At 39.7% G+C, this 20,439-nt stretch carries 17 protein-coding genes and 1 rRNA gene; 16 read left to right on the top strand and 2 right to left on the bottom strand.

What is annotated here, in order from left to right; translation table 11 throughout:
- The 8 genes from rrf to E6X37_RS08955 all read left to right on the top strand — a co-directional run.
- Positions 1 to 98, top strand: a 5S ribosomal RNA gene (gene rrf / locus E6X37_RS08990); the annotation flags it as partial.
- A 355-nt stretch (positions 99 to 453) separates the two neighbouring features.
- Positions 454 to 1,314: a polysaccharide deacetylase family protein gene (locus tag E6X37_RS08985; protein ID WP_077708222.1), complete on the top strand. Its 861-nt coding sequence runs from the start codon at positions 454 to 456 to the stop codon at positions 1,312 to 1,314.
- Between the two features lie 8 nt (positions 1,315 to 1,322).
- A complete protein-coding gene (locus tag E6X37_RS08980) occupies positions 1,323 to 1,817 on the top strand; it encodes a MogA/MoaB family molybdenum cofactor biosynthesis protein (protein ID WP_155086521.1) in 495 nt (164 codons plus the stop codon).
- Between the two features lie 225 nt (positions 1,818 to 2,042).
- Entirely contained in the window at positions 2,043 to 2,474 is a 432-nt protein-coding gene (locus tag E6X37_RS08975; RefSeq protein WP_287552376.1) for an RrF2 family transcriptional regulator, read from the top strand.
- Positions 2,475 to 2,558: 84 nt separating this feature from the next.
- Positions 2,559 to 3,947, top strand: a complete 1,389-nt coding sequence (locus E6X37_RS08970; protein ID WP_004695363.1) for a cytochrome ubiquinol oxidase subunit I — start codon at positions 2,559 to 2,561, stop codon at positions 3,945 to 3,947.
- A complete protein-coding gene (cydB, locus tag E6X37_RS08965; protein ID WP_287507815.1) occupies positions 3,938 to 4,957 on the top strand; it encodes a cytochrome d ubiquinol oxidase subunit II in 1,020 nt (339 codons plus the stop codon). Before E6X37_RS08970 ends, cydB begins: the two co-directional genes overlap by 10 nt.
- A 200-nt stretch (positions 4,958 to 5,157) precedes the next feature.
- Entirely contained in the window at positions 5,158 to 8,745 is a 3,588-nt protein-coding gene (cydD, locus tag E6X37_RS08960; protein WP_316689755.1) for a thiol reductant ABC exporter subunit CydD, read from the top strand.
- 284 nt (positions 8,746 to 9,029) lie between these two features.
- A complete protein-coding gene (locus E6X37_RS08955) occupies positions 9,030 to 10,199 on the top strand; it encodes a hypothetical protein (protein ID WP_004698486.1) in 1,170 nt (389 codons plus the stop codon).
- A gap of 128 nt (positions 10,200 to 10,327) precedes the next feature.
- On the opposite strand, the gene E6X37_RS08950 is transcribed toward E6X37_RS08955, so the two are convergent.
- Both E6X37_RS08950 and E6X37_RS08945 read right to left on the bottom strand, forming a co-directional pair.
- On the bottom strand, positions 10,328 to 10,912 hold the full coding sequence (locus E6X37_RS08950) for a DUF805 domain-containing protein (RefSeq protein WP_298711215.1): 585 nt from the start codon (positions 10,910 to 10,912) through the stop codon (positions 10,328 to 10,330).
- A 21-nt stretch (positions 10,913 to 10,933) separates the two neighbouring features.
- Entirely contained in the window at positions 10,934 to 11,767 is an 834-nt protein-coding gene (locus E6X37_RS08945; protein WP_316059744.1) for a pyridoxamine kinase, read from the bottom strand.
- A gap of 135 nt (positions 11,768 to 11,902) precedes the next feature.
- Here E6X37_RS08945 and E6X37_RS08940 point away from each other — a divergent pair, with 135 nt between their 5' ends.
- The 8 genes from E6X37_RS08940 to E6X37_RS08905 all read left to right on the top strand — a co-directional run bounded on the left by E6X37_RS08940 (position 11,903) and on the right by E6X37_RS08905 (position 20,389).
- Positions 11,903 to 12,835 (top strand): ABC transporter permease, encoded by a 933-nt coding sequence (locus E6X37_RS08940; protein ID WP_024061140.1) that lies wholly within the window; start codon positions 11,903 to 11,905, stop codon positions 12,833 to 12,835.
- Positions 12,828 to 13,727, top strand: a complete 900-nt coding sequence (locus tag E6X37_RS08935) for an ABC transporter permease (protein WP_316059743.1) — start codon at positions 12,828 to 12,830, stop codon at positions 13,725 to 13,727. Before E6X37_RS08940 ends, E6X37_RS08935 begins: the two co-directional genes overlap by 8 nt.
- Positions 13,727 to 14,707: an ABC transporter ATP-binding protein gene (locus E6X37_RS08930; RefSeq protein ID WP_058948494.1), complete on the top strand. Its 981-nt coding sequence runs from the start codon at positions 13,727 to 13,729 to the stop codon at positions 14,705 to 14,707. Before E6X37_RS08935 ends, E6X37_RS08930 begins: the two co-directional genes overlap by 1 nt.
- Positions 14,707 to 15,654 carry an ABC transporter ATP-binding protein gene (locus E6X37_RS08925; protein WP_024060953.1) on the top strand — a complete coding sequence of 316 codons (948 nt, stop codon included), beginning with the start codon at positions 14,707 to 14,709 and terminating at the stop codon, positions 15,652 to 15,654. The genes E6X37_RS08930 and E6X37_RS08925 overlap by 1 nt, the downstream gene beginning before the upstream one ends.
- Positions 15,655 to 15,666: 12 nt before the next feature.
- Complete coding sequence (locus tag E6X37_RS08920) at positions 15,667 to 16,485, top strand: serine hydrolase (RefSeq protein WP_278467837.1); 819 nt, start codon at positions 15,667 to 15,669, stop codon at positions 16,483 to 16,485.
- The gene (locus E6X37_RS08915; RefSeq protein WP_316689754.1) at positions 16,482 to 18,083 is read left to right on the top strand and encodes a peptide ABC transporter substrate-binding protein; all 1,602 of its coding nucleotides are present in this window, start codon (positions 16,482 to 16,484) and stop codon (positions 18,081 to 18,083) included. Before E6X37_RS08920 ends, E6X37_RS08915 begins: the two co-directional genes overlap by 4 nt.
- A gap of 56 nt (positions 18,084 to 18,139) precedes the next feature.
- Positions 18,140 to 19,078 (top strand): S66 peptidase family protein, encoded by a 939-nt coding sequence (locus E6X37_RS08910; protein ID WP_058948495.1) that lies wholly within the window; start codon positions 18,140 to 18,142, stop codon positions 19,076 to 19,078.
- A gap of 150 nt (positions 19,079 to 19,228) precedes the next feature.
- A complete protein-coding gene (locus E6X37_RS08905; protein WP_287507806.1) occupies positions 19,229 to 20,389 on the top strand; it encodes an amidohydrolase in 1,161 nt (386 codons plus the stop codon).
- Positions 20,390 to 20,439: the final 50 nt, after the last annotated feature.

The raw sequence follows: 20,439 nt of genomic DNA, 5'->3' as shown, positions 1-20,439 counted from the left end.
AGGATCCACCTGTTCCCATCTCGAACACAGTAGTTAAGCTCATAAACGCCGAAAGTACTTGGCTGGAGACGGCCTGGGAGGATAGGAAGCCGCTGATTGCTTAAAGGCACACCTGAGGGTGTGCCTTTTTTTATGTATAGCTTCCTATCCTCCGAGGGGACCTGGTAAGCAGGACAGTAAAAGTAGGGCAGTAGAAGATGGAGGAGCAACGCGACGACAGATTCACTGCATCACTTTCTTCCAAACGTAAGCTTTACCAAACTGCGAAGCGGTAAAGGGAAATCCACAGTGAGGAAGCAAGTAGGGAAAGTTAAAGGTAATAAGAATTAAGCGACGATAGATTCATTGCATCAACAGTTTTTATATTAATCTTATGAGGGTTTTTCTTGATAATAATCACTTATATATGGTATTCTCATTATGTATGTAAGTGGATGGGAGTGATTATTTTATATGTATAAATATGGCAAGAGTTGTATTAAAAAGTTGTTATATTGTATGGCAATATGTATTGCAATCTTAGCGGTTTCTATTGGGGTTATGTGGGGCCTGTCTTCAGATTACAAGTTATATGGTGTACCAGTACTTAATTACCATCAAATAAATGATGAGAAACACTCCGCTTTAACATTGCATGTGGATCAGTTTAAGGAGCAGATGGAATACCTCCATAATCATGGCTATAATACGATTACATTGAATCAGTTGTATGATTATTTACAAAATGGTTCGGATTTACCAGAGAAGCCTATAGTAATAACATTTGACGATGGTTATGTAGATAATTATGAACATGCATTGCCTATATTAAAAGAATATAATATGAAAGCTACTTTGTTCATGATTAGTGACGCTGCCAATACGCCTGGTTTTGTAAACACTGCACAAATGCACCAAATGGAGTCTGCTGGTTTTGACATTCAAGGGCATACAAATCATCATAAGATACTAACTCATATGGATCCTACAGAATTGCCTGATGCCATTCTCGGTGGTAAAACATCTATGGAAGGTATCTTAGGAGAGCCTATCAATTATTTGGCGTATCCTGGTGGTTTTAATGATATGCTCGTTCAATATGTTACTAAACAGTCTGGGTATAAAATGGCTTTCACAGTCCAACCGGGGACAGTAAAGCCAGGGGATAATTTATATGCTCTAAATCGACTAGCTGTATTCCAAGGAGATACACCGTATTTATCTTTCTGGTTGCGCCTACATTGTGCACCGCTTATTAAGTATACATGGGCATTGCGTGATACATTACGCGATAATGGATGGACGATATTGGCGTCTATTGTGCCTTTATTTTAGGAGGAACTATGTCTTACGAAGTTGTAGCAAGACCATTACGTGTTGCAGTATTAACTGTATCTGATACTCGTACATTAGAAACTGATAAAGGAGGCAACAAAGTTCAAGAATTTTTGGAAGCAGCAAATCATATTGTAGCAGATCGCAAAATTGTAATTGATGATTGTGAGGCTATAATAAATGCTATGACTCCATGGTGTAATGATGAGTCTATTGATGTCATTATATCTACTGGGGGAACTGGTATTGCTATGAGAGATGTTACCATCGAGGCTGTAAATAGCTTATATGAAAAGCATATTCCAGGTTTTGGTGAAATCTTTAGATATTTATCCTATACGGAGGATATTGGGACAAAAGCAATGGCATCTCGTGCAGAAGCTGGTGTTAATAACAATACTTTAATGTTCTCCGTTCCTGGGTCTGTAGGAGCTGTTACCTTGGCGATGAGCAAACTCATCATTCCTGAAATGGGGCATTTGGTGCGAGAAATTACAAAATAATACATATATTGAGACTGCTCTTTTGTGGAGCAGTCTTTTTTGAAAGTGCGATTATAATAAGCATTTTGTGGAGATTAAATCCGTCATTGAGGAAATAAAGCATGTGCATGAGAACTAAGTGAATTTTTTCGTTATAAACAAAACAATACCATTGCAGTATTGTTTTATTTCATTTATACTAGATTTAGTAATACGTTTGTCCGAGTGCATGAGAAAGGAGACTTTATGAAGTTAAATCAGGCCACGGATTATGCATTTCGCATGGTCTTACATATGGCGCTACTACCTTCGGGTTCGAAGATAACTGGTGCTGTATTGGCTGAGCAAGAGTTGATTCCAGAACGCTTTTTGCTTAAGATTATGCGTAGTCTCATTGCAGCAGGGATTATGAAATCCTTTCGCGGTGTAGATGGCGGATTTGCCCTGAATCGAAGCCCTCAAGAGATATCGTTGCTCGATGTGATTAGAGCAGTAGAAGGGGATGCGTATTTACAACGTTGTTTATATGATGTAGGTTCTTGCTCTAAGTCTTGTAAGGGGCATTGCGCTATAAATGAAGCAATGGGCGTGATTCAGCATCAATTGGTCAATCAGTTGGAAGAGGTTAATTTTAAGACCCTTGCCCAACGAGAACAGTTGATTATTGCTGAGGCTTGAGCTTTTTTACAGTCGCAATGATGCAAGGTTTTTTGTAAAAGCTCGTCAAGTGATGTTAGTATTTTATTCTAAGGAGGAAAACACATGTTTGAAGCTGTAGATTTAGCCCGATTGCAATTCGCGCTAACATCTATCTATCACTGGTTATTTGTGCCGTTCACACTAGGTATGACAGTGACTGTTGCTGCTTTAGAGTGGACCTATGTGTCGACTGGTAAAGAAGTATACAAAAAAATGGCTAAGTTCTGGGGTAAATTGTTCCTAATTAACTTTGCCATGGGTGTGGTGACTGGTATTGTTCAGGAATTCCATTTCGGTATGAACTGGGCAGAATATTCTCGTTTTATGGGTGACATTTTTGGTGCCCCATTGGCCCTTGAAGCATTAATGGCATTTTTCTTGGAATCTACATTCATGGGCGTTTGGATTTTCGGTTGGGACCGCTTACATAAATGTGTTCATGCCCTTGTAGCTACATTTGTAGCGTTAGGTACTAACTTATCTGCATTCTGGATTCTCGTAGCAAACTCCTTTATGCAACATCCTGTAGGCTTTGTATTACGCAATGGCCGTGCAGAGATGGAAAATTTCCTGACCATCGTTCAAAATGGCTATGTACCTGGACAATTTTTCCATATCGTATTGAATGGTTTATTAACAGCTGGTGTAATTATTATGGCAATCAGTGCATGGCACTTATTGCGTAATAATGCGACAGAATTCTACCGCCGCTCCGCTAAATGGGGCATGGTTATCGCACTTGTATTTGGTACTTTAGGTGCATTAGCTGGTCATCATCAAGGTCAATACATCACAAAAGTACAACCTATGAAAATGGCTGCTATGGAAGCGTTGTGGGAAACACAAGATCCAGCGCCATTCTCTTTGGTAGCTAATATTGATACTAAAGCACAAAAGAATACAGGTGCTCTTGAAATTCCTGGTGGTTTATCCTTCTTGACTCAAAACTCCTTTACGTCTGGTAAGGTAGAAGGTATCAAAGACCTTCAAGCAAAAGCGGAGGCTCAATATGGCCCTGGCAACTATATTCCAGATGTTCCAGCAATCTTCTGGACATTCCGTGTCATGGTAGCATCCGGTTCTCTTATGTTACTTGTTGCCTTTGTAGGGCTTATCCTAAATGCAAAAGACAAGCTTGTTGAAAATCGTACATTCTTAAAAATTATGTTCTGGATGTTGCCATTGCCATTCATCGCTCACTCCACTGGTTGGTTTGTAGCGGAAGCAGGTCGTCAACCATGGCTTGTATATGGTTTGCAATTGACTGCAGATGGTGCGTCTAAATCCGTAACGGCTCCAGAAATTATGACTACAATCATCGGTTTTACACTTGTGTATATCGTGGCTGCTATCGCGGCTATCTACCTTGCTGTAGAACACATTAAAAAAGGTCCAGATGGAAATCCATCTCATGATGTAGTTGAAAAAGAGGAGGCAAGATTATGGAATTAATTTTTAATAACCTTGAAGTGGTATGGTTTATCTTAATTACTGTACTATTCGCTGGCTTCTTCTTATTAGAAGGTTTTGACTATGGTACTGGTATTTTGTTACCATTCATTGGTAAAACTGACGTTGAACGTCGACAAATGATCAATGCCTTAGGTCCTGTGTGGGATGGTAATGAAGTTTGGATGATTACTGCCGGAGGGGCATTATTCGCATCCTTCCCTCACGTGTATGCTACATTATTTAGTGGATTCTATTTGGCTCTATTCTTGATGCTTGCAGCTCTTATTATTCGTGGTGTATCCTTTGAATTCCGTTCTAAGAGCCCTAATTTGTTATGGCGTAAAACATTCGACTACTGCATCTTCTTTGGTTCCTTGATTCCTGCACTATTGTGGGGTGTTACAGTAGGTAACTTGATTCAAGGTACTCCAATTGATGCAAGTATGACATATGTTGGGACTTTTTCTGATTTATTAAGTCCATACACCATACTTTGTGGTATTGCGTTCATTTTGGTATTTACATATCATGGTGGTTTATTTACTTCTATTAAAACAGCTGGTACTGTTTCTGAGCGCGCTCGTGCGGCATCCTTGGTAGTAGGTGTTCCTACAGCTATCGGTGCATTGGCATTGGTAGGTGCAACTTACGTGTATACAGATTTGTTTAATTCTGTATTAGCTATAGTTTGCTTTGCATTAGCTATCGTGTCCTTCCTCATTTCTTGGGGTGCAGCACGCACTCGAAATACAAAATGGGGTTTCTTATTCAGTTGTTTATCTGTTATTTCTGTAACAGCCGCATACTTTGCAGGTTTGTTCCCTCGCATCATGGTTTCTTCTTTGAATCCTGAGTGGAGCTTGACTATTACTAATGCAGCTAACTCTACTTATACGTTGACTTTGATGACTTGTGTAGCCTTCGTATTTGTGCCAATTATTTTGGTTTACCAATCTTGGGTATATTGGACATTCCGTCATCGTGTAACAGAAAAAGATTTACACTATTAATAACATAGCTTTACAACTTATGTAAGTTGTAAAAGTTAGGTTTTAATGTGAGGCGTGCCGTAGCAGCACGCCTCTTTTTTATGGTAAGATGAATATAATATTGATAAATTTAGATTCGCTTGGACTCTTGTAGGCTTAGTAATAGGGATTTAAATTTGTTTGAGTTTATATATTTAAATAGATTTACCGTAGAGGATAGTATGATACAGCGTACCGCATTTAAAGCGCTGCTAGAACATAAAGGACCGCTTGTGCTACTCGGCTTAACCTGTTTAGTAGAAAGTCTGTCCATTGTTGGGCAAGCCTGGTTCTTTGGAACCTTAATAAATAATCTTATATTTTTGGAGCATACACTAGCTGACGAAACGAACACCATTATTTATTTGTTTATTGCTATTATTGTGAGATTGGTGGCTCATTATGTTCAAGAGGCGGTAGCAAATCATTTGGGAAGTGCTGTAAAAGCATCCTTTAGAGAACGCTCTTTGGCGCATATGTTTAAGCTCGGTATACAGCATAAGGAACGTCATGGCGATGTCATCCATATGCTTACCGATGGTTTAGAACAAGTAGATGCTTACATAGCACGTTACATTCCGCAGATTTTATATGCTATTATGATTCCTCTTATTATGGGGATTGCCATTGTAAATACATTGCCAATAATTGGTATTATTTTGATTGTTACGGTGCCTTTAATTCCATTTTTTATGATCTTGATTGGGAAGCAAGCTGATCGATTAAATAAGGAACAATGGGAACGTATGAGCTTCCTATCGGGGCATTTTTTAGACGTATTGCAAGGGATTACTACGCTAAAACTCTTTGGTCGTGCAAAAGATCAAATTAAGGTTATTGGTCGATTATCTCAAGAGTTTAAAGACTCTACTTTACGAGTATTGAGAGTGGCCTTTTTATCCGCTTTAGTGCTTGAGTTAGTGAGTACGATTAGTACTGCTTTGATTGCGGTATATTTAGGCTTAACTTTATTAGATGGTGAAATTACATTCTTCCCAGCCTTCTTTATTTTATTGTTAGCTCCGGAGTTCTATACCCCATTTAGACAGTTGGGGGCTGCTTTCCATACGGGGATGGCAGGTAAAACATCTATTCTGAAATACGAAGAATTTATGAATCGTCCGCAGTCCTTACCATTAGGTGGTGATTCTAAACTCGAGAAATCTATACAAGAGATCGCAATTAAAGATTTAACTTTTACCTATGAAAATAGTGAGAATGGGGTACACCATATCACACTAGAGGCTGAGCGTAATGTACCTATTATGCTCGTTGGTGAAAGTGGAGCTGGCAAATCTACTATTGCCCATATTATTGGTGGATTTTTACAGGCTCCGAAAGGAACAGTTACTATCGATGGCATTGATATATGTGATTTAGATATCGACTGGTGGCGTCAGCAAATTACCTATGTGTCTCAACATCCACATATTATGAAAGGGACCTTACGAGAGGTCTTATCCTTTGGTATGGATGTAAGTGATGCAGAGATTCTCGATGCGTGCAAAGAGGTTCAGTTATTAGATGTTATTAATCGACAACAAGATGGTCTTGATGCAGTTATCGGTGAAGGTGGCTTAGGCCTTAGTGGTGGTGAGCGGCAGCGTATTGCTTTAGCTCGTGCATTCCTGCGGAAGGGTCAGGTATTGATTCTTGATGAAGTGACAGCACATCTAGACGTAAAAACAGAAGCTATTATAAGTACGGCTATTCAGCGTTTGATGGAAAATAAGATTGTCATCATTATTGGGCATCGATTACAAACTATGCATTGGGCATCTAAACTATATGTCTTGAAAAATGGATTAATTATTCAAGAAGGTTCTTATCACGACCTACTTCAAGAAGAGGGGTATTTTAAAGAACTTGTTACATCTGGGTTAGGTCAATTTTCAGCAACTCTTGAAGAACCATTGTATATTGGGAAGCAATTTGATTCAGAGAATACATTGGGCATAGATACACCTATCAATGGCACAGAGTATTTTGATAAATCTGTTAAATATACTGAGAACCTTAAAGATAATGCAAAAGGTTTTAATATGGGCATACAAGGTTGGAAGTTGTTGTTTTCTGTATTGAGTCCCGCTAAGTGGTCATTAGTATTGGCCTTGCTATTTACGTTCTTAACAGTGTTCATGAATGTGGGGCTTTTAACAGTATCCTCTTGGCTATTGGCATCTGCCGCATTGCAACCAGGGCTCACTTATTTAAGTCTTGCAATCGTAGGGGTTCGGTTCTTCGGTGTTAGTCGTGCTGTATGTCGTTATTTTGAGCGCTATACATCTCATCGCATGGCCTTTCAAGGTCTTTATGGCCTGCGCTTGTGGTTTTATGCTCATTTGGAACCATTGGCACCTGCTATACTCAAAAGGTTTGGGGCGGGTGATATGTTGGGACGCATCATGGGGGATATAGAGGTATTACAATTCTTCTACTTGCGCACTTTGATTCCACCTGTAGCAGCTGTTGCTTTGACTGTATTGATTGCATATGGAGCCTCTACGATCGACAATAGCTTGATTACGCCAATTCTTTTGTCGGCCTTCATATTAGGTGTAATACTACCTTTGGTCGTTTATGCACATAATAAACAATCTTTACGTGCAATTGGGCCCCAACAAGGTGATTATAAAGCGCTTTTAAGTGATACTATGGATAGCCTGGAAGATGTGATTAGTTATGGCAATGAAGAAATGGTATATAAGCGTATTCAGCATATGATGCGTAATGTAGATGCTCAAAAAGGTACTATTGAGCGTGGCATGAATATGGGTAATACACTATTCATAGGCGGTGTTCAGTTAACTGTAGTTATTGTAGCTATTATGGCTTCTAATGCGTTAACAGGTGCTTGGGCCAGTGTTATGGTAGCGGTGGCTGCCATTGGTACGCAGGCTTGGTTTGAAGCGTTACAACCTATGATCGCGGCAGTTCATCATGGTGCAGAAAGTAAAGTTGCTACAAGTCGTCTCATGGCTCTTAGTAATGAACCTATATCTATTGTAGATCCTATATCACCAAAATCGTTTAATTCTAATAATGATATTATTTTTACAGATGTATCCTTTGGTTATGATGAATATCGACATATTTATGAGAATCTTAGACTACATATTCAACAAGGACAATCTATTGCTATCGTTGGTGCTAGTGGATCTGGTAAGACGACATTGTTTAATATGCTTGAGCGACTATATGATTATGGTGGTTCCATTCGTATAGGTGCAGTGGAGTTGAAAGATATTTCAATTGATACTTGGCGTAATGCATTGGGAACTATAACTCAAGATACGTATATTTTTAATGCATCCTTTAAAGACAATATACGTCTTGCTAGACCTGAGGCGTCTAAAGAAGACTTAGAGCAAGCCATTAATCGCGCCTCATTGCGTTCCGTAGTCGAAAAATTACCAGAGGGGATGAATACGATTGTAGGTAGTGGAGGCCAAGGTTTGAGTGGTGGCGAGCGTCAAAGAATTGCATTAGCTAGATTGTTCTTACGCAATCCTAAAATTATTTTATTAGATGAACCTTTAGAGGGTTTAGATCAAGTAACACGAAAAGCCTTGCATCGTGATTTGATGCATTATGTAGATGGTAAGACATGTCTATATATTACGCATCAATTGGAAGGTTTAGAACAAATGGATCGAATTATATTTATGGATAGAGGTCAAATTGTTGAAGATGGAACGTATGAAGAATTGATAGCTCTTCGAGGGCGTTTCTATGAATACTGTTATTTATCTATGGCAAGTATTCAATAAAACTAAATATCAATAAAAGTATCTATTACAAATGCTTGATTGTAGATTGGATAATATTTTAATTTCATGTTGCAATTTAAGACCTATATTTAAGACTTATTATGAATATTAAACTATAATACGACTATTGTTTAACTACATTAATAAGGCCCCTTTTGCTATGTAAAAAGGGGCCTTAGTTATATTAATATTTAATAGTATATGTAGTATACTTTTATCGATAAATCATGCAATATATGGTATAATTTTTATGTTAAAAGCTATTTTTCACCCTTGGAGGGGTTATGACTAAAATCTTCACCAAATTACGAGCTTTGGTGGATGAAGCATTATCTGATCGAGATGCGGTGGTGGATAAGGCGCCCGTACTAGAAAAAGCACCTTTAGAACAAGATTTGTTTGACCATCGTCTACTATATATAGAAGAAGATATGGTTAATCGCATGTTGCGTGCCGCTCTTCGCAATCATTGGTTCTTTTATGCTATAACATTTGAATTTGAACCAAACAATCAAATATTCCTATCCATAATTACAAAATGGGGGAATGTGATTAATGTGGAATTCACCTTAGAGGATTTATGGTTTGATGATTATTCATCATCTTTTGCAATTCGACTTGATACAAATAATATAGATACAGGTGGGTTTATTTTGAACTCCATTTTACACTTGTTGGGGAACTGGTGTCTCAGTCTCTTTGGTATATTCTTTAACCCTATTGCATTGGGAGAAAAAGGATCTACTGTACGCTTTGAGAAGAAAGGGATTATTCAGTTTGACTTATTGCCTAATACGCAAGTGAAGAAATTCATACCTATGCCTGAGCGCCATATTGGTAGCAATGGACCTGTTTTGTTGGGAAACCCGCGTACCAGTCAATCTGTGTTGCAGTTAGATTACTATGCGTTCCATGATCCTGTAGATACTTTTACAGTACCGGATGTACCAACTCGCACTAGCTGGCTTCGATCGATTGATATTGCGGCTGTTCTTTTGTTGCCGATTGGTGTATGGATTACATTTGTTATCTTGCATCATTACTTGCCGACGGAAACACTGGAATTCTCATTTTCTACGTACTTTTTGATTTCCTTAGGGATTTTTATCATTTCCTTCTTAGTTATGAATATTCCGCGATATCTGTATATGTATTTTGATTCTCGCAAACAGTGGCAAAGTGCGTTTGTACATAACAATATCAAAATCCAAATGCGTAAACTACATCGTCGTATCTTCATGCAACAAGCTACATTGACATCTGATTGTGATGAGGATACAGCAAATGAAAGCCAGGAGCGAATTAAACACCTCTTGTTGCAAATTCGAGATAAACGATTCCTTGCAAATCGTCTTAAAATTGCAGATGATGATAGAGCGCGTAAACAAAAGGTTAAGTTTATTATTGCCTATATCGGGTGTACATTGATTGAGTTGATGTTACTAATGAATTAATGTCATAAGAAATATAAAATATAAAAACGTATCTCTATGTGATATGTCCCACCTTTACTGGATATCCAATAAAATGGGTACATATCAATGAGAGATACGTTTTTTTGATTACAAGTTATTAATTTTGGTTATCGTTTTTTACGACGTTTTCGAGCTGGCTTGCGGTTTTCTTGTTTTTTGCTTGATACAGGAGTTTGTACGGACTCATATGTTGGCTGATTTACAGGCATAAATGGAGGATTACCGTATTGGTTAGGCTCAGGTTGTCCCGGTAATACCCAGAATAGGAAGCCGATGAGCCATATAAAAAGCTCTAGCATGTAATTGAATGGAGATACGGCAGAGTAGGTATTGATGAAAATCATGATTACCGACCAGAGGATTCCTGCCCATGCATTGAAGCCGATGTCGTGAATACGACGGCCAAATAAGACACAAGATAAAGGAAAGAGGGTTGCCAATAAGAGCCAAATAATGACTCTAGTCAACCAATATGCAGGTAGGGATACGACAAAGTCCAAGAACATGTTATCTATGTAGTGGACAATATGAAATAAAATCATTAAAGCGATGAAGCATATGATAAATTGTAGTCTATTTAACCGTCCCGTCAGGTTAAAAATCGATAGGCCCATGCGACGTCCTTGGAATGCAATGAGCAAACCAATGGTACATATGAGCAATGTTCGTAATACGACATAAAGTAAATCCATAAGTTCCCCTTTATTTTTAGCTTATAGTTGAGTTAATTCTGGCAAGATGAGCTCAAATGCAACACCATGTTTCATTGATTTTACTGTATCTAACGTAGCTTGAATTGCGTTGGTAGTAAAATTCATTGCCAGTTCTGCCGCATCATAAGGTGAATATCCTCTCATTACTGCACCTGATAATACAGCAGTAAAAATATCTCCTGTGCCTGTAGCTTTTACAGGTACTAGCGGAATAGAGTATGTTTTTAAAAGGTCTGTAGGACCATTATAGACGGCAATGACCGCATGCGTTTCCGATGGAACACTGGTCATGATAACCATTTCAGGCCCCATGTGATGTAACTGTTTGCACCGTTTGCGCAATTCATCCTCATTAATAGGGTCTGTCGAGAATGGAATATCTAATAAGAAGCAAGCCTCAGTATAGTTTGGTTTTACGATGTGAGCCTTAGATACGAGTTGGCGCATAGCTACAACCATATCAGGAGTATAAATGGAATAGAGGCGACCATCGTCGGCCATTGCGGGATCGACGATAACCATCTGGTCATTAGAGGCAAATCGATTGATAGCTTCTTTGACGAGGTGAATTTGTTCTGGCGATGCCAAGAAACCACTTACGATAGCGTGAAAGTCAATTTCGTTTTTATCCCAACAGTTCATAAAGTCTCTCATATGAGCAGATAAATCTACGAATTCATAGTGTGGATACTCTAAGTGATTGCTTAGTACCGCCGTTGCTAAAGGAACCGCCTGGCAGCGCATAGCACTGATGATAGGAATCATAACGGTAAGGGCACAACGTCCGATGGAGCTCATGTCTTGAATTGTTAAAACTCTAGGTACTGTTGTCATAGATACCTCCAAATAAATATATATTTTATTGTACGTTATGTAAGGCTTTCTGTAAATGTAATGATGTTAATCATGAAATTAGCTTCATAATGTAGTATAATAAAACGAATAGACTTTTTATGGAGGAAAGTGACAATGACGAGGTATGTATTTCGACGTCTAGGTGGCGCAATCATAATCTTATGGGTCATCATTACCGTAACATTTGCACTAATGCATGCAATACCGGGAGGGCCTTTTACAACAGAAAAAAAATTACCGCCTCAGGTGAAAGCGAGCATTGAGGCTAAATATCATCTTGATGATCCCGTGTGGAAACAGTATGGAGATTATTTAGGTGGCGTCATTACAGGTGACTTAGGCCCATCATTTAAGTATGAAGGCCGTAGTGTAAACGATATTATTAGCGATGCATTTCCAATTTCCGCACAGCTCGGTTTATTATCTTTAATGGTAGCTGTAGTTGGCGGTATTACAGCTGGTGCTATCAGCGCCATGAGACCTAATAGTATTGTGGATTATGCGGTGACTGTATTATCTACAATCGGTATATCTGTGCCTACATTTATTATTGGTGCTGTCCTTGTATACATTGTAGGCTTTGAACTGGGCTGGTTCCCTGTGGCTTTATGGCGTGGCCCATCTTATATGGTGTTGCCCGTGTTGACATTGGCAGCGCAACCGATGGCCTTTATTGCTCGTTTAACGCGCAGTGGTTTACTTGATGTGTATCAACAAGAATACATTCGCACAGCTCGTGCAAAAGGTCTAGGTTCTTGGACCATTTTGACTCGTCATGCACTAGGTAATGCGATTTTGCCAGTTATTACATACTTAGGCCCATTGGCAGCTAGCTTGTTAACAGGTAGCTTTATCGTTGAAACGATTTTTGCGATTCCTGGGTTAGGTCAGTATTTTGTAACATCAATTTATAACCGTGATTATACAGTTATTCTTGGTATTACAATTTTCTATAGTGCTCTTGTGGTATTTCTTAATATTTTGGTGGATATGATTTATCCATTAATCGATCCACGAGTTACAACAGAGGAGGGGACAGATGAATAAGGAAGACTTTTTACCTATTGAACAGGCCCCTCAAGAAGAGATTACTAGTTTTATAAAGCGTCCTAGTAAATGGGAGCGATTTAAGGTAAATCGTTTGGCCGTAGTCGGGGCGAGCATCATCTTGGTGATGATTGTACTCGCTATCTTAGGGCCACTTATTTCACCTTATACATATGCGGATCAATCTTTAATCGATGCGAACCAAAGTCCAAGCTTTAGTCATTGGTTTGGTACGGACACATTGGGCCGTGATATTTATACGCGTGTTATGTATGGTGCGCGTATTTCCTTAACCATTGGTTTTGTGGCAGCTTTCATCAACCTTGTAATCGGCGTTGCCTATGGCGGTATTGCAGGTTATATGGGTGGTAAAGTAGACCGCATCATGATGGGCATTGTAGATGTTTTGTACGGCATTCCACTTTTACTATACGTTATCTTGTTGATGGTTGTACTTGGACCTGGTCTTACATCTATTTTCGTAGCGTTGGGGATTGCGTATTGGCTTAATATGGCCCGTATCGTACGTAGCCAAATTTTGAAAGTTAAAAACGAAGAATACATCATCGCTGCAGAAGCCATGGGTATTCCGAAGCATCGCATTTTATTGCGTCATATTTTGCCAAACTGTGTAGGGCCTATCATTATTACTTTAACATTGGCTATTCCAGAGGCAATTTTTACAGAAGCATTCCTTAGTTTTATCGGCTTAGGTGTAAATGCACCTATGGCGAGCTGGGGTGTATTAGCTTCTGAAGGTATTAGTAGCATGCGCTCTTATCCATTCCAATTGATTTTCCCAGCTGTTGCTATTAGTATTACCATGCTTGGTTTCGCATTTTTTGGCGACGGTTTACGTAATGTATTAGACCCTAAGGAAGGAGATAGATAATGAATAATGCTATTGTTGATGTACGTAATGTATCTATTACCATCAATACCTTCCAAGGTCCGTTGCGAGTTATTCGCAATCAAGATATTTCTTTATATCCTGGTGAGATTTTAGGTATAGTCGGGGAATCTGGGTGTGGTAAATCCGTTTTAGTTAACTCTTTAATGGGCTTATTGCCATATGGTAAAACTAAAATTAAAGCGGATACATTCATGATTGATGGTCATGATTGTTTAGGATTTACTGAAGATGATTGGAATGAACTTCGTGGTACGACGGTTGCCATGGTGTTCCAAGATCCTATGACCTCCTTGAATCCTATCATGACCATTGGAGAGCAAATGTATGAGGTTATCCATCGTACAAATGCGTATGGTGAAGATTACGATGAAAGGGCCATTGCCATCGATTTGTTGAAGAAGATGGGCCTATCTACACCGGAACGACGTTTGTCTCAATATCCTCATGAGTTGAGTGGCGGTATGCGTCAACGCGTATGTATCGCTATGGCGGTAGCCGGTCGTCCTAAGATTTTGATTTGTGATGAGCCCACAACAGCTCTTGATATTACTACAGAGGCACAAATTTTGCGCCTTATGCAAACATTAGCCGTAGAGGCTGGCATTGGTATCATCTTTATCTCTCATAACCTACGTGTTATTGCTCAAATTTGCGATCGGGTTATGGTTATGTACGCAGGTAAATGTGTTGAGTCTGCTACAGTAGATGGTATTTTTAGCGAGCCTCGTCACCCATATACTTTGGGGCTGTTGCTTGCATTGCCTCAAGGTAAATGGCACGGTGAATTGAAGGCCGTTGAAGGTCAACCACCTGATCTATTTGATTTACCTCGTGGATGCGCATTTAATCCTCGTTGTAAATGGGCTATGCGAATCTGCGGTAGTCGGGTTCCGATGGTTACAAATGTTGGTGAAAGTCACCAGTTTACATGTTGGTTAGCTAAGTTGGAGGGACTTTAATGAGTTACGTATGGGAGACTGACAATCTCGTTAAAGAGTTCACCCTGTCAGGCGGCTTATTTAAGCCAAAACAAACGGTACACGCCGTACAAGGCGTGAGTCTATATCAATCACCAGGGGAAACCTTAGGTATCGTAGGGGAATCTGGATGTGGTAAATCTACATTTGGTTACACTTTGATGGGTTTATATCAAGCTACATCTGGTTCTATTTATATGAATGGTCGACATATCAACCCTTATGTGGATAGAGAGTCTGTTCACCCGGTGATGCAAATGGTATTTCAAAATCCTTATGCATCCCTTAATCCGCGGCTTACGGTTAATGCAATTTTAGAGGAGCCTTTAGAATTGAATCCAAAGTATACACCCCGAGATCGCGTGATTCGTGTAAAAGAGGTGCTTGACCAAGTTGGCTTAAATATGTCATTTGGTGAGCGTTATGCTCATGAACTATCTGGTGGGCAACGTCAACGTATCGGCATTGCACGGGCTCTTATTATGGAGCCTCAATGTATCATTTGTGATGAGCCGATTTCTGCGTTAGATGTATCTATCCAAGTGCAAATTATGACATTACTAGAACGGTTACAAGAACAACATGGTATTTCGTACCTCTTTATTTCTCATGATTTAAATATGGTGCGCTACATTAGTCATCGCATGGTTGTTATGTATTTAGGTGCCGTCATGGAAGAAGGTCCTGCATTGGATTTATATGAATTCCCTCAGCATCCGTATACCCGTGCATTGACGGCCTTAAATGGTCCAGTTATGCCACATGCACCAATTGGGGCACCTCTTAAAGGGGATCCACCAAATCCACTAGACCCACCAAAAGGGTGTCTGTTTAGTGGTCGATGTCCAGAAGCGGAAGGTCGTTGTTTTACAGAACGTCCGCCACTTCGAGATTGGGCAGATCGCCGCATCGCATGCTGGCACATATAATGGGAGAATAGTATGGAAAAACTAATTGTTGGCAAGTCCTTGGAACATCAACTAGATACAGTCATTAAAGAATTGGCACCAGCAGGGAATATATCTTATGCGGTGCTACAATTTGATGATGAAGAGGAACCAACACTCATCGCAGCTAGAGGTGAAAATACTGTACATTCTAGTGCGAGTTTAATTAAGGTACTTATCATGGAATATGTCTTTCATTTAGCGCGTACGGAGCAATTGGACATTAATGATACAGTTCCTTTATCTAGAACTCCACGCGTTGAAGGTGGCGGCGCACTACAAGAGTTAGTTGGTAAACATAGTTTTACATATCTTGAGTTATGCCGTCTCATGATGGTTCTTAGTGATAATATCGCAACAAATCTACTCATCACAGTGCTCGACATGGAAAATATTAATGCTCGTGCAGAAAAGCTTGGTGTGGATGAGATTGAGCTTAATCGCATGATGATGGACCTTAACGCTCTAGCTGAAGGTCGTGATAATCACATTACAGCTATGTCGTTAGCTCGTTTGTATAAACACATTTTTGAATGTCGTGATAGAGATGCTTATGGCCGAGAAATGTGGAATATTTTAGGTCGCCAACAATTCCGTGATATCTTACCATTTTACTGGGGAGAAGGCATACGCTTTCACCATAAAACAGGATCCCTTGATCGCGTAGAGCATGATGGGGGTGTAATAGAAACATTTAGAGGTCATTTCTGCTTTATCCTTTTAATGAGCGATATCGATAATGACCGAGGCAAAGAGTTAGGCGCTCGAGTTGGGCGCATCATGAAAGAATTTGTAGAGGAAGCATTGCCATGATGGATAAACGAAACTTGTTAAAACTCATGGTCCTCGCTCTAGGGGTGAGCGTACTCTTATTCGTATTTGGGTACCCTCGTGGTGTTCAACCAATCGATGAACACACAATCCGCTATGTTATTGAGCAGGAACCATCCACATTGGATCCCGCAAAGTCTACTACCTCTCCGGAGGCTACGGTTCAACTTCAATTATTCGACGGTCTAGTTCGTTTGAATGATGAAAGTGAACCTGAAGCAGCACTTGCTAAAAATTGGGACATCTCCGATGATGGTCGTGAGTATACCTTCCATTTACGACCTAATTTAAAATGGTCCAATGGAGAGCCTTTGACGGCTTATGACTTTGAATACGCTTGGAAGCGCGTATTAGACCCTGAAGTTCATGCGGACAATGCATATATGCTATATGTATTGAAAAATGGCGAAGCCTTTAATACTGGCAAAGCCACGGCTGAAGAGGTTGGTGTTAAGGCTACTGATGAGGATACATTGGTAGTTACCTTAGAAAATCCAACAGCTTATTTCTTGAAACTATTAGCGTCTCATAGCTATTATCCAGTGAGCAAAAAGGTAGTAGAGACTCATGAAAATTGGGCAGCTAATGCGGAAACTATAGTATCCAATGGTCCATACCGTTTACTTTCTTGGAAGCATAATGGGGAAATGGATTTCATTAAGAATCCAAACTATTGGGATGCAGAATCTGTGAAGACAGAGAAAATGAATTGGCCTATTAGTGAGTCTCAAAGTACACGCCTTACCTTAGTTGAAGGTGGCGAAGCTGATATGACGGTTGAGCCTCCTGTAGCGGATCAAAAACGTCTAGAAGAAGCCGGCCTATTACATATTGGACCTATGCTTGGTAACTACTATTACGTATTCAATGTGAAAGCAGAACCTTTCACAGATCCAGATGTGCGTAAAGCATTTTCTATGGTTATCAACCGTGCTAATATTGTTAATAATATTGTTAGAGGCGGTAAAGAACCAGCTTATGCGTTCGTACCATATGGTATGCTTGAAAGCAATGGTCGTGAAGACTTCCGTGAAGCTGGTAGCTATCTCGTATACGAAGATGTAGAGCAAGCCAAGGAAATCCTGAAAAAGGCTGGCTATGGCAAGAATCGTCCATTGCCGCAAATTACGATTTTGTATAATACAAGTGAATTACATAAAGCTATTGCAGAAGCGATTCAAGATGCATGGATAAATGCATTTGGTGCAGATGTACGCTTACAAAATCAAGAGACAAAGGTATTCTTAGCAGACCGTGAAGCTGGCAAGTACCAAGTAGCTCGCGCTTCTTGGGTTGCCGATTATAGTGATCCACAAAACTTCTTAGAGGTATTCTCTGCTGAAGATAACGATGGTCAGTATCATAGTGATGAGTATAATGAGTTGATTGCACGTATTCGTACAACTCCAAATGGGGCGGCTCGTGATGCGTTGATGCATGAAGCAGAAAAGATGATTTTTGATGAATCTCTTGTTATGCCGTTGTACTTTACAACACAACCATATGTGACAAATGGAACAATTCAAAATTATTTCTGGACCACATTGGGACTTGTTGACTTTAAAAAAGCATACAAATAAGATACACTTAAGACGTACACCTGATGTACGTCTTTTGTTGTATTTTGTGAGGGTATATGAACTGGATTGAACCAAAACGTTTGGCACCGGGAATGACCATAGGTATTATGGCACCTGCTAGTGCAAGCGATGAAGATTTACATAGAATAGAAGAAATTTGTAAGGCTAAAGGCTATAAGGTGCTTGTGGGTGAAAGTGCAAGCCGAAAGGGGCTATATGGAGGCACACCTGAGGAGCAAGCCGCAGAGTTTCAATACATGATGACTACAGCTCCTTGTGATGCGGTGCTCGCTTTACGGGGTGGTTATGGCACGATGCGCTATTTAGAACGACTGGATTATAAAGCGATTCGCAAGTATCGTAAGGCTTTTATTGGATACAGTGATTGTACAGCGCTCCATATGGCTATTAATCGATACAGTCGCCTTATTACGTATCATGGGCCTATGGGGGTAGATTTTAAAGCAGAGCGTAAGGCAGATATTGATGCATTATTTAATGTTTTAGAAGGTAAATTAAAAGTCATAGAACCTTTGCCAGAACCTCCTAGAGGTGCGATTGGTACCGAGCTAGGAGAAGGGATTTTGCGTGGTGGTAATATGACGATATTATCCGTTCTGTCAGGAACACCTTATTTTTTAGAGGATGAATCTTGGGAGGATACCTTACTATTTATTGAAGATGTAGGGGAGGCTCCTTATAAGCTGGATCGTATGTTACAACAATTTCGCCTCAGTGGTTTGTTGAGCTGCATTAAAGGCTTAGTGATTGGCACCTTTACAGATTGTGAAGGAGATGAAGATGAACGTGATTATGACTTAGGTTATGAAACATTGCGATACATGGAGGAAAATAGAAAACCAGAATTACCAGATCCTTTTGTATGCTATGTGCCAACGGGACATGGTTCACCACATCAAACCTTACCGCTAGGAGCGACGATTAGCTTTAGATATATTTCTAATACCATCATCGTTCATCCTTATACGAAATAGATAAGAGCTTTTAGGTGAACGATTTTAGTTAACAGACAAACAGATAAATAGATATTAGATAAAAATAGTAGTTACCGAGATATTAGGTAATAAAATATTAGGAAATAAGATATTAGATAACAAAGATATTAGATAATAATAAGGGGAGTTATGACACTACAAGAACGAGAGGCTCGTGCCTGTGCCATCATAGATAGTATGGCACAGGAATTACGTGCTGTTTCCTTATATTTACACGATAATCCAGAATTGGGCTTGAATGAGCATAAAGCAGTAAAGGCAATTCACCAATTCTTAGAAAAACAGAATTTTATATCTCAAGTAGGGCTCACCGATATACGTGAGTTACAAACCGCGTTAAGAGCCGACTATAGAGGTAATGCTAAATATAAAATCGCATTCTTAGGAGAATATGATGCCTTACCTGAGCTCGGTCATGGTTGTGGTCATAATCTTATTGCCATGATGAGCTTAGGTGCTGCTGTTGCTTTCAGTCAAAGTGCACCACAGGATTGGGGTACAACATTCTTTGGTTGCCCTGCAGAGGAAACTATCGGTGGTAAGGTATATATGGCAGAGGCTGGTTTATTTAAGGGCTATGAGGCGGCGCTTATTATTCATCCTGGCGGTGAAAATGAGGTGGGGGGCACATCCTTAGCGACACACCCACTAGAGGTTACCTTCCATGGGCGCTCCTGTCATATTGCATCCTTAACAGATTCAGGAATTAATGCCTTAGATTGTGCGGTAGAATTATATCAAAAAATAAAAGAGTTAAAGAGAACCTTTCCTAAAGGGGCTATTGTGGGGGCCATTTTTACCGAAGCAGGTACAGCGCCAAATGTGGTTACACCAAAGGCTACGATTCGCATGACTGTTCGTGGTAGTACAGTGGATGATTTAGAAGGTATTATTTTGCCGGCTATCAAAGCGGCTGCTCAAGAGATTGCAGCATCCTATGGTACTCAAGTTGAAATGCATCATTATGAGCCACTCTTTAAGGATATGCGTCAAGATAAAAGATTATTAGATCTCTTTAAGGATGTGATGACTGAGTTTGGTGAAACACCTCGTATATTGCCTGATGATGAGGCTGATGGTAGTACTGATGTAGGTAATGTGTCCTATGAAGTGCCTACGGCGCAGCCTACGTTGCAAATTGGTTTGGGATTAGAAGCGCATACGCCAGAATTCACTTGTGCAGCAGGTTCTGACTATGGATTGGCACAAGCTATTAAAGGAGCTAAAATTATGGCTGTTGTAGCCTTGCGATATGCCTTGCTACGTGATTACCTAAGTTTTGACATATAGAGGTCAAAAAGGTACAATAGATATAATATTTAAGTAAGTATGAAATAAGC

The organism is Veillonella parvula (assembly GCF_032550495.1).
Lineage (GTDB): Bacteria > Bacillota > Negativicutes > Veillonellales > Veillonellaceae > Veillonella > Veillonella parvula_G.
The sequence above is the reverse complement of the archived record's forward strand: the minus strand, read 5'-3'. Positions and strand labels throughout refer to the sequence as shown.

What these genes read in the sequence shown, in the direction of transcription:
- E6X37_RS08985 (WP_077708222.1), top strand. Translation starts at nt 454, where the DNA reads ATGTATAAATATGGCAAGAGTTGTATTAAAAAGTTGTTATATTGTATG.
- E6X37_RS08980 (WP_155086521.1), top strand. Translation starts at nt 1,323, where the DNA reads ATGTCTTACGAAGTTGTAGCAAGACCATTACGTGTTGCAGTATTAACT.
- E6X37_RS08975 (WP_287552376.1), top strand. Translation starts at nt 2,043, where the DNA reads ATGAAGTTAAATCAGGCCACGGATTATGCATTTCGCATGGTCTTACAT.
- E6X37_RS08970 (WP_004695363.1), top strand. Translation starts at nt 2,559, where the DNA reads ATGTTTGAAGCTGTAGATTTAGCCCGATTGCAATTCGCGCTAACATCT.
- cydB (WP_287507815.1), top strand. Translation starts at nt 3,938, where the DNA reads ATGGAATTAATTTTTAATAACCTTGAAGTGGTATGGTTTATCTTAATT.
- cydD (WP_316689755.1), top strand. Translation starts at nt 5,158, where the DNA reads ATGATACAGCGTACCGCATTTAAAGCGCTGCTAGAACATAAAGGACCG.
- E6X37_RS08955 (WP_004698486.1), top strand. Translation starts at nt 9,030, where the DNA reads ATGACTAAAATCTTCACCAAATTACGAGCTTTGGTGGATGAAGCATTA.
- E6X37_RS08950 (WP_298711215.1), bottom strand. Translation starts at nt 10,912, where the DNA reads ATGGATTTACTTTATGTCGTATTACGAACATTGCTCATATGTACCATT.
- E6X37_RS08945 (WP_316059744.1), bottom strand. Translation starts at nt 11,767, where the DNA reads ATGACAACAGTACCTAGAGTTTTAACAATTCAAGACATGAGCTCCATC.
- E6X37_RS08940 (WP_024061140.1), top strand. Translation starts at nt 11,903, where the DNA reads ATGACGAGGTATGTATTTCGACGTCTAGGTGGCGCAATCATAATCTTA.
- E6X37_RS08935 (WP_316059743.1), top strand. Translation starts at nt 12,828, where the DNA reads ATGAATAAGGAAGACTTTTTACCTATTGAACAGGCCCCTCAAGAAGAG.
- E6X37_RS08930 (WP_058948494.1), top strand. Translation starts at nt 13,727, where the DNA reads ATGAATAATGCTATTGTTGATGTACGTAATGTATCTATTACCATCAAT.
- E6X37_RS08925 (WP_024060953.1), top strand. Translation starts at nt 14,707, where the DNA reads ATGAGTTACGTATGGGAGACTGACAATCTCGTTAAAGAGTTCACCCTG.
- E6X37_RS08920 (WP_278467837.1), top strand. Translation starts at nt 15,667, where the DNA reads ATGGAAAAACTAATTGTTGGCAAGTCCTTGGAACATCAACTAGATACA.
- E6X37_RS08915 (WP_316689754.1), top strand. Translation starts at nt 16,482, where the DNA reads ATGATGGATAAACGAAACTTGTTAAAACTCATGGTCCTCGCTCTAGGG.
- E6X37_RS08910 (WP_058948495.1), top strand. Translation starts at nt 18,140, where the DNA reads ATGAACTGGATTGAACCAAAACGTTTGGCACCGGGAATGACCATAGGT.
- E6X37_RS08905 (WP_287507806.1), top strand. Translation starts at nt 19,229, where the DNA reads ATGACACTACAAGAACGAGAGGCTCGTGCCTGTGCCATCATAGATAGT.